Origin of the sequence: uncultured Cetobacterium sp. (genome assembly GCF_945952365.1) — a bacterium.
Lineage (GTDB): Bacteria > Fusobacteriota > Fusobacteriia > Fusobacteriales > Fusobacteriaceae > Cetobacterium_A.
Genome location: NZ_CAMFHX010000028.1, coordinates 1 through 13,689, shown reverse-complemented (window position 1 = coordinate 13,689; position 13,689 = coordinate 1). Strand labels below are relative to the sequence as shown.

The following is a 13,689-nucleotide window of genomic DNA, read 5'->3' as shown; positions in this document are numbered from 1 at the left end:
TTTTCATTTTGTCCTCCCTTTCTAATTTTAAACTATTATGTCATATTTTTTCTTAAATGTCAATTTTTTAATAAAAAATAGGAATTAAAAATATAAAACAATCTTTCTTATTCATTTTATGATACAATATAGTATATTGTCGTTTGTTCAAAATTTATACTTTTTGAATAAAAGCTTCTCCAAAATATTTAAGTTTATAAAAATAAAAAAATTAGAGGGAGAACTGTCCATGAAAATTAAAAAAAAGGCACCAAAAGTAATGTTAAAAGATATTGCAGACGAAAAAATACTTACCTTCAATTTTGATAATGAATATTACAAAAAAAGTTTATCAACTTTGAAAACCTTAAGAGAATATGATGAAAATGATTTAAGATTTAAAACGTTATTATTATGGGATATGCTTCCAAAAACAACGAAAGAACCTCTATATATTAAGCTTATCAATAATGATAACCAAAACTCATGTATAAAAGAGATACTTAGTATAGAAAAAGGAAAACACCTTTGGTGGATTATATTTGGAGATGAGGATATAAATAACTTGGAAGCTTAAATAATAAAAGACCTTACTTTAAAAGTAAGGTCTTTTATTGTTTAGTCTTTTGTAATTATCTCTGCAAGCTCCCAGTTTTCTTCATTTTTCTTGAAAAATCTAATAACCCAGTCACCCTCTAATCTATCTTTTATACTTCCCGCATACTTTACAGCGTCTTCAGAAGTTGGGAAAAATTTTCTCGAATCAATTATATCGTATGATTCATTGTCAATTATTTGAACTCCCTTAAATATCTCCACTTTAAACTGTTTTTTTAGTTCTTGTTTTTTTACATAACTCATAAATGCTCCCATAAAAATTTATTGCAAAACCTGTAAAACTTATAAAACCATAAAACATTCAATACTTTATTGTATCTCAAATAGACGAAAAAGTACAGCTTTATATTTTTATTCAGTATATTTCGAATTTTAATTACACATAAAATACACAAAATTAAAATAGAATAGATTATATTTGAAAATTAAGTTAGAATATATTGTTACTTTAATTTTAATATAGGAGATTATTTATGGAAAAAATTTTAATTATAGAAGATGAAGATTTTTTAAGAGATATTCTAAAAAGATATCTTGAAAAAGAGGGATATGATGTTATTGAAGCTTCAACTGGAGAAGCTGGTTTAGAAAAATTTTATGAAGATAACTATGCCTTAGTTTTACTTGATGTAATGCTCCCTGGAATTCAAGGATGGGAGGTATGCAAAGAGATAAAGAAAATATCAAATACTCCTATTTTTATGTTAACTGCTCGAACTGAAGAGGAGGATGAAATAAGAGGACTTGAACTTGGTGTAGAGGATTATATAGGCAAACCTTTTAAACCAAAAATTTTAATGGCTCGTATTAACTCGCTTATCAAAAGAAATAGATTTACAACTCTTGAAAAAATTGGTGAACTCGAACTTGATAAGGAAAACTATAAAGTTATTAAAAATGGAGAGGAGCTTAATTTAGGAAATAAAGGCTTTGCTCTTCTGATGTATTTTATTTTAAATAAAGACTTGGTTTTAACAAGAGAAAAAATATTAAATAATATTTGGCCAATGGATTTTGAAGTCGACGAAAGAGTTGTTGATACACAGATAAAAATTCTGAGAAAAAAAATTGGTGAAGGATATATAAAAACAATTCGAGGAGTTGGTTATAAATTCCAAGAGGTGAATGAATGAGAAGAATATCTTTAAAAATATTTCTATTTCTTAATGCACTTACATATGGATTCATAGCTATTTATGTCCTTATAAACTATCTTTTTCTAGAAAATTACCAAATCAGACTAAAAAAACGAGAGCTTACATCTCTTAGTGAACAATATACTCGTAAAAATTTTGAAGAACTTTCAGAACTTTCAGAACAAAATGGTATATTCATAAGAGAGATTTCGTTTACAAAAGATAAAAAAAATTCAAAAATTCATTCTATGAAATTCATAGAGAATTATCTATGGGAAGATCTAAAATCAGGAAAAACTGTTATTGATGTTCAAACTGGTCGAGATAATATTCGAAGAATTGTTTTAGCTAAAAAACTTGATGAGGAGTATATGCTAGTTGTAGCGACCTCTGTTGCGCCAATAAGTGATGTTATCAAATCTACTTTGAAGTTTTTTATCTATATAATATTTCTAAGTATTCCAATCAACTTATATATAGCCTATGTTTTTTCTATAAAAATGGGGCAACCTATAGAATCTGAACTTTTAGAACTGAATGCTCAACTGAAAGAGGAGTTAGAAAAACAAAAAAAATCTGAACTTTTTAGAAAAAACTTTATATCTAATGTCACTCATGAGTTAAAAACACCTGTTGCTATAATAGATGGTTATAGCGGGGCTATTTTAGATGGGATTATCGAAGATGAAGAGATTCCTGATATATGTAAAAATATAAACCAAGAAGCTTCTAATATGAATGCTCTCATTCAAGAATTACTTTTCTACTGTAAAATGGAATCAGGATATATTCCTATAAAAAAAGAAAGTATTAATTTAAAAGAGACTTTAGAAAATATTTTAAAACGTTACTCTATGGATTTTAAACTCAATAATATCAATCTAAATTTAAATTTGGAAGAGATAACTATAGAAAGTGATAAAAAACTTTTAGATCGATGTTTGAATAATTTGATTATAAACTCTTTAGCCTATGTAAACGAGAAAAAAAATATCAATATAATTTTAGATAATGAAGCTATAACTATAAAAAATAGTAGTCATCCATTGAATAATGAAAATATAACTGAATATTTCAAACCATTTTCTAAAAAAAATGATAAAAAAGTTAGAAAATATGGTGGAACTGGACTAGGTTTATCCGTTGTTTCAGAAATATTAAAAAATCTTTCTTTAAACTATAAACTTTATTACGATGAAACTGATGAAGTAGTTATTTTCAAAGTATTTCTAAAGCAATAACGAAAGGAGAACAAATGAAAAAATATATACTAATAACCCTACTTTTAAGTAAGCTTCTTTACTCAAAAGAAGTAACTTTGGATAATCTATTGAATGAGATCAATCTAACATCTTATCAAAATCAATTGTATAATCTAAAAAATAGTCAAAATGACTTCAAAGAAGATTTTTATAAAACTGGAAGATATAATGGCGTTGCTGTTGATGGTAGTACAGAGTATAAGGATGAAGAAAAAAGATACACTTTCCAAAGTACAGTTACATATGGAGATTTTTATGTTCAAGGTGAAAAGCAAAAAGATGAGGATAATAAGGTTACATATGGAGTTCAAAGAAGCCTTAAAGATTTGATTCTTTCTAAAAATGATAGTGAACTAAATAAACTGAAAATAACAAGAGATGTTACAACTCTTGAGCTAAAACAAGGACTAGAAACTCAAAAATTAAATCTTATATCTCTTTATAAAGAGTATAAAGATAATCAATTTGAGTTACAGCTTAAACAAAATGCTCTTTTAACTTTAGAAAAAGAGAAAACTATTCTCGAAAAATCTTATGAGTTAGGGGCTATTCCAAAAATTGATTTAGATAGTCTTCTAGTTAGTTATAATAATATTAAGTTAGAAATTCAAAAGATTGAAAGTATTCTTGATAAAATTTTAGAGAGATTTTATTACGATTACAATCTTAAACTTGCAGGAGTATCTCTTCTTGATATATCTCCAGCTGTAAGTGATTTGGATAGATATATTACAAATGTTGGAGAAAAAGATATTCAAAAATTACAACTAGAAAAAGAGATTTCAAAAGAAAATATAAAATATATGAAATATGATAACAATATGCCTGAGATTTCTGTTGGTGTTGAAAGAAATAATGAAAATGATGAGAATAGAGTTTTCCTAAAGTTTTCAAAAGATATCTTCTATAAAGATATTAATTTATACAATGAGGAAAGCTCTCTGATGCAACAGGAAGTTACTTACAACCAAAAAGTTAATGAAGCTATGGCTGAAAGATATAAAGTCCAAGACAGTTATTTTACTTTACAAAAGGATTATCTTGTTTTAGAAAATCGTGCTAATTTAGAAAAAAGTAAATATGATATAAAAAAATTAGAAAATTCACTTGGAAAAGTTAGTTACACAGAAGTTATGGAAGCCTTTGACACCTATCTTGAGCTTCAAGTTTCAAAGGAGAAAGCTAAAAACTCTTTAAATGCATATATCTATCAAATTATAGTAAGGAGTGAGATTTAATGAAAAAACAATATTTAATACCGATAATTTTAACGATGACTTTAGGTCTTACTGCATGTGGAACTAAAAGTCAAAACACTTCATCTGAAATCACATACAATGCTCAAAGAGCTGTTCTTAGTAAAGGAAGTGGCTTTATTGATGTAGATGGAAGCGTCGAGGCAAATGACACTAAAAAAGTTTTCGTAGATAAAAAATTAAAAGTTAAAAATGTTCTTATACAAGAGGGAGACTTTGTAGAAAAAGGACAACTTTTAATGACGTTTGATGAAACAGAAAGAAATAATATAAAAAGAAATTTGGAAAAAGAGGAGATAAATCTTTCTAAATTAAAAAGAAACTATTCTGTTGAAAAAGAGCTAAATAAAATAGGTGGGAGCTCTAACAACTCTGTAAAAGAACTTGCTGAGCAGATAAGAACATCTGAAATCAGTATAGATTACTATAAAGAGGATTTAGAAAAGACAGCTGAAAAAATAGAAAGTCCTGTTAGTGGAACTGTTACAACACTTTACGCTCAAGAAAACTACTCTGTTAATACAGATGAACCTCTTTTAGAGCTTGCAGATCTCTCAGATATTAAAATAATTTTAGAGGTTCCTGAATATGAAGTTAAAGAGATTAAGTTAGATCAAAAATTAGTTATAAAACCAGAAGTTTTCGAAAAGAAAATATCATATCCAGGAGTTATCACAAAGATTTCAAGAGTTTCTCAAGTTTCTAAAACAACTTCGGAAAATGTTTTACAAGTTGAAGTTAGACCTACAGAGGAGATTCCACATATTGTACCTGGTTTCAAAGTTTCAGCTAGAATCTTCTTAGGTGAGGATGAACCTGGAATAATAATTCCATCAACATCTTTACTTTTTGATAATAACGAATACTATATCTACACTTCTGATGAAAATGGAAAAATTGAAAAAAAAGTTGTCGAATTTAAAGATTTAAAAGGAGATAATATCATCATCACTAGGGGATTAACTACTGGAGAGATATTCTTAACAAATCCAAGAGAATCTTTAAATTCCGATGAAAAAGTAACTATAAATATCTCTGAGATTTCAAGTGAATCTACTAGAGGGAAAGGTAAGAAACCTCAATGATAAAAATTAAAAATTTAGATAAATACTATATAAACGGTGAGATGAAACTTCACGCTCTAAAAGATATAACATTCTCTATCGAAAAAGGTGAGTTTGTTGCTATTATGGGAAGTAGTGGAAGTGGAAAATCAACTATGATGAATATTTTAGGATGTCTTGACCACACTTTCGAGGGTGAATATATTTTAGATGCAATTGAAGTCTCAAAACTAAAAGATGAAGAGCTCTCTAAAATTAGAAATAAAAAAATTGGCTTTGTATTCCAATCATTCAATCTACTTTCAAAGTTATCAGCTTTAGAAAATGTTGAGCTTCCACTCCTATATTCTGGAGTTCATCATAAAGAAAGAACTAAAAAAGCCAAAGCTGTACTTGAAAAAGTAGGATTAGGTGATAGATTAGATCACAAACCTAATGAACTTTCAGGAGGACAAAGACAAAGAGTAGCCATAGCTCGTGCTCTTGTTAATGAACCTGCTATAATCTTAGCTGACGAACCCACTGGAAACCTAGATAGTACTTCTGAAAAAGAGATTATGCAACTTTTTAAAGAGTTGAACGAACAAGGGAAAACTATAATTATAGTTACACATGAACCTGAGGTAGGTAAAGCTTGTAAAAGAGTTATCAGATTCAAAGATGGTCAGGTTATTGAGGATGTGAGAAGTATATGAATTTTTTAGAAAGTTTAAAAGGTGCTATACAGAATTTAAGAGGTAATAAAGTCAGATCATTTTTAACTATGCTCGGAATTATCATTGGAATATCTTCCGTTATAACAATGTCTGCTATTGGAAAAGGTGGACAACAAAATATAACGGGAGATTTAAAAGAGGGCGGATATGGAAAATTTACAATCTCAGTTGATAAAGATGATGAAGAGTTTAGATGGAAATATCTTTTAGAACCAGAGATAATAGAAAGTTTAAAATCAACTAATCTTTTTAAAAATGTGAGTGCAAATATAAGTACTAGAGTTTTTATTGAAGTGGGGCGTAGACGTGAGATGATACAGCTCACTGCAACTACTCCAGACTATGAGAAAATTGACAAAGCTGAATATCTTTACGGTAGAGCTTTTCTTCCATTTGAATATGAAAAAGGTGAGAAAATCTTAGTGATAGATAATCTTACCGCTAAAAGTCTTTTTGGTAGTTCAGAAAATGCTGTTGGAAATGAGATGTCTTTTGCCATCGGAAGAAAAAATAGCCCTATCACTTATAAAATTGTTGGAGTTTTTAAAAATCCATTAGAAGAACTTGTTAAAGTTATGGGTGGACAAAGAATCCCTAGATTTATGAGGACCCCACTTAACACGTATGATAAAGTTTATAATCTATCTACAGGAGGATATAACTCTATAATTGTAGAGTCTAAAAACCCAGAAGAGTTAGCTACTGATATGAGTGCTGCTAATAAAGTTTTAGAGGATATTAGCGGAGTTAAAGGACTATATCAAGTTGAAACTATGAGTAATGCTGCTGCTTCATTTGATAAAATTCTGAGTACTCTAAATCTATTTATAACTTTTGTTGCTGGTATCTCACTTTTTGTTGGTGGAATCGGAGTTATGAATATAATGTTGGTTAGTGTTATTGAAAGAACAAAGGAGATTGGAATAAGAAAAGCTATTGGAGCTACTAATAAAGACATCTTAATTCAATTTTTAATGGAATCTGTTATTTTAACAGGAATAGGTGGAGTTGTGGGTGTAGCTATCGGAGTTTCGTTAGCTCTTATAATTGGATACTTTGTAAATATCCCACCAGTATTTTCAATACTTTCTATTTCGTCAGCCCTTGGGGTCTCTACTTTTATTGGAGTTATCTTCGGAGTTACTCCAGCTAAAAAGGCTTCACAACTTAATCCTATCGATGCTTTAAGAGCTGAATAACTTTAAATAAAAAATCCCCGTTTTAGTTTTAGAAACTTGACGGGAATTTTTTTAATTATAACTATTTATTTTTTGCATAACCAGCTTTTTTCTCTATAATATCTATACTTCTATGTTTTTCTAAGAATTTTGCATTTCCTACAAACATATCTTGAATTTCAGGAATCTCTCCTAAAGGAGTAAGTTTTACTTTTACTTTAAACCCCTCTTTTTCTAAACTTTCTTTCCAATCTCCAGCTATATCATTTTTTGCATGATCTCCAGCTACAAACATCATAGGCATTAAAGTTATCTCTTTTTTTCCATCTTTTTTCAACTGTCTCACAACATTCTCTAAAGTTGGATACCCTTCAACTGTTCCAACATAAATTGGCTCATTCATATCTTTAGCCATATAGTCAAACATAGCATAAGCTGATGTCGCAGAGTTATAAGTTCCATGTCCCACTAAAACCACACCCTCTCTTTTTCCCATAGGTGCAGCTATTTTCATAATAGCTTTTATTGTGTCTTCATAGTGGTGTGGGTCTGTTAAAAGTGCATCTCCCACTCTTAAATTATTAAAATCTTTTGAATGAAGAAGAGCCTCTCTTTTAATAGATTCCATCTCTACACCATCTATTATATTTGTTGGCTGTATAATAACATTTTTATATCCCTGTTTTTTTAATGAAGTTAAAACTTCACTTGGATTATACTTTTTTATACCCTCATTAGCTTCTACTCTTTTCGTCACAATTCTAGATGTATAGGCTTCAAAAACATCTGCTTTTCCATCAAATGCTTTAATAGCTTTTTGATTAATCGTATCAATTGTTTTAGCTCTAGTGTCTTTGTGTGTTGTTCCAAAGTGTGTCATAATTACAGCACTTTTTCCTCCAGTATAGAAATTTGCATCCTCAAAAGCCTCTTCACCATGAGCCATAACCATTGCTGATGACAAACAAAATAGTGATAATAATAATTTTTTCATAAAATATACCCCCGTTTAATTTTGATTTTTCAATCTCACAGGGGTATATTAACACTAGATTATATTTATTTCAACCTTTCTATAAAAAAAGAATATTGTGGAAAGTGTACATATATTATATTGATATTTAACTACTTAATTTCTTTTATTCTTATAAAAATATACAATATATATTCTAGATACTAAAGCTCCCACTAAAGCTGCAAAAAATTTATGCCCACTGCTTTGTGCCAAGAAATAAAAACCCGCTAAAAGAATTATAACTCTAATTAGAGATGTAATAAATATAAATAACGATGGATTTTTAAATTTTTTACTTTCATTTATCCCAAAATCTAGACTATAAAAAAATAAAAATCCTAAAACAATTCCACCTATAAATGCAATAACCATCTAACTCATCTCCTTATATTTTAAGAATTTCTATCATTAATTCTACAATTTTATTTACAAAAAAATAAACAGTTTTCCTTCCAATTAATTTATATTTTAAAATATACAGTAAAAGTATTTGACTTTTCCTATTTTTTGTTATATTATTTTAGTACAGTATTTATATTTTGGCAAAATAAGAGAAATCTTATGACGCAAAGCTACAGGGTCTTTAAAATGACAGCCAGCTACACTTTTTTTGTGTAGTTGGTTTTTTTGTTTTAAGAGGAGGGAATTAAATGAAAAAAGTTTTAACTTTTAGTTTTTTATTTGGAATACTTGCATATACTTCACCAGCTTTAGAAGATTCAAGTGTTCAAGGAGTTATGAATGTCACAGCAAAAGTTGTTAAACCTTTAACCGTAACTGCTGATTCAGATTTAGATTTTGGTGATATACTTCCAGGAGATTTTAGAGCGGCTTATTCTAGCTTTACATTGCATGGAGAGGAAAATTTAAATGTTTTAGTTAGTTTTGAAGGTTTAGAATCTGATGGAAATAGCTATTATTTACCACTTAAATCTAAAACAAATGGTAAACCACTTGAAATTGCTTTTAACTGCACAAATAATGACGGTGGTTTTAATGGATACCTTTCACCAAAGAATAATGTAGTTCATCTATCTGAAAAGGGTAGTAGAACTCTACATATTGCTGCTTCAACTAGTCCAGATGAATCACACTTTGGAGTTTATTCTGGACAGATTGTTTTAAGAGCTCTTTATCAATAGATTCTATTTAATTTTAAAAAATAAAAAACATCCTTTATAGTAGCTACTTACTACTACGAAGGATGTTTTATTTTTAGTTTGCTTCTCTTAATTCATTCACAACTTCTAATAAAAACTTTTTACATTGATCATTTTTTATTGTATAGTAAACTTCATGCAACTCGTGTGATGGGAACTCAGCTAATAAGATATTCATAACCATTCTATCTCTATATATATCGCTTCTATTTAAGCTTCTCTCTATTTTTCTAAAGCTTTCCTCATCCTCTTCTAAAAGATTATCAACGATTGTATTTGCATTTTTTATCATAATATCTAGATTTGTCAATCTATCTCTACGATTTCTAACTTTGTTCTTCTCATAAAACTTTTTACCTTTATTTAACTCTTCTAAAAGTCCAAAAAGATTTAATTCAGGATTTTTTTCTAATATATGTAACATCTTTCCATATATTACATTACTCTCTTTATCATCAGGACTTTGCTTTTCTAAAGCCACCATATATTTTTTTGAAATTTTTACTAATATCTCATTCATTGGAAATTCCTCCATAATATTTTCTCAGATTAATAGTATAACATATTTTCATAAAATAAATAACCTTTATTATTTTTCTTTAGGTAAATTATACACATCTACTATTTCAACTTCTTCTGGAGGCTCTTTTTTTCCTTTTCCTCTATAATTATCAAATATATCTCCCACATTCATTCTAAATCTTAAAAACAATCCTTGAGCTAATTCGCCATTTGGATCAAAATCTTTATCTCTAAATCCAATAAAGTTATATCCTAAAGATAGCCATAAATTACTTTTAAAAATATATCCCAGTTCAAATCCTAAACCATAGTCTATATTTCTTTCACTATCAAACAGTGTTGCTAAATTAATTCCAGCTGTCCAGTTTTCAAAAAGATCATAACTTATTCCTCCTGCAAGTAAATAACTTCTGTAACTACTTTCTGTTCCATCATATTTTATATTACTACTTTTTGCAGCTAATGTTAGATTTTTTTCACTATTTGTTTCATTTTGAAAATTATGAGCACTTCTTATTATATGTGTATATTTTTTATAGTTTTCATCTACAATATTTTTTGAATAGTTAAACTCATATTTATTAAGAGCATGGTAAGAGTTATCATCTGCATCTCTATAAGCTAGTCCAATTAAAAGTCTATTTTCCTCTTCATTATCTTCTGCATAATATCTATTTTTAGCTATAAAATATGTACTTTTATTTAATTGTTTTCCATAACTAAGTTTATTTAAAAACGATGAATTATCCTCTATCTCAAATTCAAACTCTCCTCTCATTCTTCCAAATTTAAGTTCTTCATAATCGTAACCTACTGTTAGATTTGTTTCACTATTTTCCTCATTACTTAGAGCACTAACTCTTTCAAAAGTTCCAAATATTTCTAAATTTTCTATCGGCTTAAACTTTCTTTTAAACCCATATGCAAACTCAGGAATCACAGATTCATCATCATTCTCCTCTCGATACTCTGAATATATCTCTGTCTCTAAATAATTTGTTTTAACTCCGAAGACTGTTCTATTGCTCTCCTCATTCCCTTCTAAATAGTAGAAATCACTAAGTTCTGAAACTAATTCATGTCTCATATAAACAGATGTTCTCTCAAACAATTTATAATCTGCTCCAATTGCTATCCTTTTTTGATCAGGATTTTCAAGCCCTTGCTCATACTCTAAAAACAGTTTTAGCTTATCACTTTCCATTCCTTTCCAAGTTACTCTTCCTCCAAGACTATAAACAGTTTCTAACTCTGTTATATTTTCTTTTATATATTGACGTAATCCCGCTTCATACTGAAAATTTTTTATCCATTCACTTTCATAACCCAAGTAAGTATCAATTTTTCTTTCCTTACTTCCACTTTCTAGTGTTCTTTCTTCTAATGATGATTCGAGTTTTACTTTACCTTTTTCCTCAAATTTATACTCTGCTTCAATTTTACCTCTGTGAATACCATCCTCAACATTTGCATCTTCATTATCATACTCAGGTGTTGCTCTTTCATATATTGCCCCAACTTTTAAATGTTCTTTTTCATATTGTGCAAATATAGATGTAGCATTTCCTTTCTCACTTAACTCATCTGTTGTAAATGACTGTTCAACAACAACCAATGTATCTTCATTTTCATAAATTGCATGTAGATTCATAACCTCTTGCTTCTCTGTCTCTCTTTCATCTTTAAAAACAGAGGTTCCAACTATCACCTTGTCATTTACTTTGTAGTTGGCCTCGCCACCATAAACCAAACTTTTCTTTCCATTTTCATCCTCCACTTCATATGAAACTTTAATATAGATTGGATTAAAACTCAAATCCATACTAGGTATTGGTTCTGAAAAATATAGTCTTCCAAAATCATATTCAAGAGTGTAATCGTCACCTAACACTAAATTTTCTTCCTCTAAAATCAATCCACTTATTTTATCTCTAACAATAAGTACAACTTTTTCACTTCCCTCTACTATATCTCTTCTAGTAAGTTTATATGGTCCTGAAACTCCTTCACCACGAAACTCCTCTTGATACTTTACATTAGAGGTTTCAGCTATAAAACCTGTTACTAAAACATTTTCATCTTCATATTTAACTACAGCTCCTGTCAAAGTTCTATCATATCTTCCCAATCTCAATCTTTGATTTAGTATCTCGCCAGTTTTATAATCTCCATACAATAAATAGGATTGATCTCTTTCCATCTTTAAAAATAGATTATCTTTAGATTTTCCAACATATCCTTTAGTTGAGTTATCACCAAAGATTGGATAATATTCTTCTGGGTCTTTGTATGAGAAGAATTTATCCTCATTATTTTTATTCGTATCATAAGTTAAAGTTAAATAACCTATATCATCTATATTTCCCTCTGCATATACTGCTCCTCTATAGAAAAACTTATCTTTATGAGAATCAATCTCTTTTTCAAAGAAGAAGTTCATATCTCTGTTTTTACTAAAATTATATCGGCCTTCAATAACTCCATTTAAAAAGAAATCCTGCTCATCCCCCTCAACTTCAAGAGATACCTCTTTCTCTTTTCCTTCGGCATTTATTTTAAAAGTCACTTTGTTTTTTCCTGGACTTGGTCTATATCCAATCTCTCCATAACCATCTAAATTCGTTACAAAAGTTACACTACTTTCTGTCACTCCTTCACTACTTATAAATCTTCCTTTATTTGTATCAATAGTTACAGTTAAACTTTGATCTATTCCATATCCATACTGATCTATACCTGTTATTTTTATTTTTTTTAAGGTACTGTCTTCAGAGCTATCAACTATTTCAACTTTTACATCATCATACTTTCCTTTTACAAAAACCTCTTTCTCTATTCTACCTCTTTCAACACCAAACATATCATGATATGAAAGTCTAAGAACTGTTTTTCCAGGATCTAACTTTACCGAACTATATTCTAAAAAGAATACATTTGTTTCAGCAACTTTTGCTGTCAAAGTTATATTAGCTGGAGAAACTTCTATATCATTTGTAAAAAGTTTTAACGTTCCTTCTCCAGGTCCTTTTACTTGAAAACTCATAAACTCTGGAACCAATCTTTTATCCTCAACATTTATAATATCTAAATCATTATTAAAAGTATAAAGAGCGGCTTCTAATCTATGGTCTGGAATCAAATTCCACTCTTCAACTAAACTTTTCTTTTCTTCTGCTTCTTTTTCTTCTACTGCAAGATTTTCGTATAAGACCATACTTCTAATACCTTCTATATCTAATTCATTTCGTCCATCAAGTGTTGCTCGTTCATTGGATAACTCACTTCTAGTTCCCAGTTTTTTTTGATCTAAAAATTTTCCCTCGATTGCTTTATCTAACTCATAATCATTTTGAGCTAAAACTTCATATCTTTTCTCTAATATTTTCTTTACAAATTCTAAATCTCTACTTCCATCTAGAGTCAGTGCAAAATCAGCTCTTCCTAACTCAGCTTTTTTTAAATCTATAAATCGAGATTCACCATTTCTACTATGAAGATTTGATATTTTCTTTGTTTTTGTCCCTAGAGGCAATGTGTTTTGATAAACTTTAGCCACATGAGTTAATGCATCAACTCCATATATACTATACTTTCCAAATCTATCACTTATTGCAAAATCTCCATTTTCTAAAAATATCTTTACCCCCGAAACCGGGATATCCTTCTCTTCATTAAATAAACCATCATCATCTAAATCTAAATATACCTTTCCTATTACAACTCCCTTATATAGCAATAGGTAAGGCTTTGAAGTTATCTCCACCTTTTCCCCTGCTCCACACC

Annotated in this window: 13 protein-coding genes and 1 riboswitch; of the genes, 8 read left to right on the top strand and 5 right to left on the bottom strand. The window is 29.0% G+C overall.

The features are described 5' to 3' along the window. Positions 1-229: 229 nt before the first annotated feature. On the top strand, positions 230-556 hold the full coding sequence (locus Q0O83_RS09565) for a hypothetical protein (RefSeq protein ID WP_294096551.1): 327 nt from the start codon (positions 230-232) through the stop codon (positions 554-556). Between the two features lie 41 nt (positions 557-597). Here Q0O83_RS09565 and Q0O83_RS09560 read toward each other — a convergent pair whose 3' ends face one another. Further along, on the bottom strand, positions 598-840 hold the full coding sequence (locus Q0O83_RS09560; RefSeq protein WP_294096549.1) for a hypothetical protein: 243 nt from the start codon (positions 838-840) through the stop codon (positions 598-600). Between the two features lie 230 nt (positions 841-1,070). Here Q0O83_RS09560 and Q0O83_RS09555 point away from each other — a divergent pair, with 230 nt between their 5' ends. From Q0O83_RS09555 to Q0O83_RS09530, 6 genes are read left to right on the top strand one after another with little or no spacing between them, the layout of a single operon-like run. Then, positions 1,071-1,730 carry a response regulator transcription factor gene (locus Q0O83_RS09555; protein ID WP_294096547.1) on the top strand — a complete coding sequence of 220 codons (660 nt, stop codon included), beginning with the start codon at positions 1,071-1,073 and terminating at the stop codon, positions 1,728-1,730. After that, positions 1,727-2,974: a HAMP domain-containing sensor histidine kinase gene (locus Q0O83_RS09550; protein ID WP_294096546.1), complete on the top strand. Its 1,248-nt coding sequence runs from the start codon at positions 1,727-1,729 to the stop codon at positions 2,972-2,974. Before Q0O83_RS09555 ends, Q0O83_RS09550 begins: the two co-directional genes overlap by 4 nt. Before the next feature lie 14 nt (positions 2,975-2,988). After that, a complete protein-coding gene (locus Q0O83_RS09545) occupies positions 2,989-4,233 on the top strand; it encodes a TolC family protein (RefSeq protein ID WP_294096545.1) in 1,245 nt (414 codons plus the stop codon). Continuing rightward, positions 4,233-5,336 (top strand): efflux RND transporter periplasmic adaptor subunit, encoded by a 1,104-nt coding sequence (locus Q0O83_RS09540; RefSeq protein ID WP_294096544.1) that lies wholly within the window; start codon positions 4,233-4,235, stop codon positions 5,334-5,336. The genes Q0O83_RS09545 and Q0O83_RS09540 overlap by 1 nt, the downstream gene beginning before the upstream one ends. Beyond that, entirely contained in the window at positions 5,333-6,010 is a 678-nt protein-coding gene (locus Q0O83_RS09535; protein ID WP_294096542.1) for an ABC transporter ATP-binding protein, read from the top strand. The genes Q0O83_RS09540 and Q0O83_RS09535 overlap by 4 nt, the downstream gene beginning before the upstream one ends. Continuing rightward, entirely contained in the window at positions 6,007-7,230 is a 1,224-nt protein-coding gene (locus Q0O83_RS09530) for an ABC transporter permease (protein WP_294096539.1), read from the top strand. Before Q0O83_RS09535 ends, Q0O83_RS09530 begins: the two co-directional genes overlap by 4 nt. Positions 7,231-7,291: 61 nt before the next feature. On the opposite strand, the gene Q0O83_RS09525 is transcribed toward Q0O83_RS09530, so the two are convergent. Further along, a complete protein-coding gene (locus Q0O83_RS09525) occupies positions 7,292-8,203 on the bottom strand; it encodes a sirohydrochlorin cobaltochelatase (protein WP_294096537.1) in 912 nt (303 codons plus the stop codon). Between the two features lie 135 nt (positions 8,204-8,338). Next, positions 8,339-8,596 carry an ATP synthase subunit I gene (locus Q0O83_RS09520; RefSeq protein WP_294096535.1) on the bottom strand — a complete coding sequence of 86 codons (258 nt, stop codon included), beginning with the start codon at positions 8,594-8,596 and terminating at the stop codon, positions 8,339-8,341. 159 nt (positions 8,597-8,755) lie between these two features. Continuing rightward, a riboswitch (cyclic di-GMP riboswitch) is annotated at positions 8,756-8,831 on the top strand. A 43-nt stretch (positions 8,832-8,874) separates the two neighbouring features. On the opposite strand from Q0O83_RS09520, the gene Q0O83_RS09515 reads away from it, so the two are divergent. Beyond that, positions 8,875-9,366 carry a hypothetical protein gene (locus Q0O83_RS09515; protein WP_294096533.1) on the top strand — a complete coding sequence of 164 codons (492 nt, stop codon included), beginning with the start codon at positions 8,875-8,877 and terminating at the stop codon, positions 9,364-9,366. A 73-nt stretch (positions 9,367-9,439) separates the two neighbouring features. On the opposite strand, the gene Q0O83_RS09510 is transcribed toward Q0O83_RS09515, so the two are convergent. Both Q0O83_RS09510 and Q0O83_RS09505 read right to left on the bottom strand, forming a co-directional pair. Then, positions 9,440-9,904 carry a hypothetical protein gene (locus tag Q0O83_RS09510; RefSeq protein ID WP_294096531.1) on the bottom strand — a complete coding sequence of 155 codons (465 nt, stop codon included), beginning with the start codon at positions 9,902-9,904 and terminating at the stop codon, positions 9,440-9,442. Positions 9,905-9,973: 69 nt separating this feature from the next. Then, the gene (locus Q0O83_RS09505; RefSeq protein WP_294096529.1) at positions 9,974-13,669 is read right to left on the bottom strand and encodes a hypothetical protein; all 3,696 of its coding nucleotides are present in this window, start codon (positions 13,667-13,669) and stop codon (positions 9,974-9,976) included. Positions 13,670-13,689 lie beyond the last annotated feature (20 nt).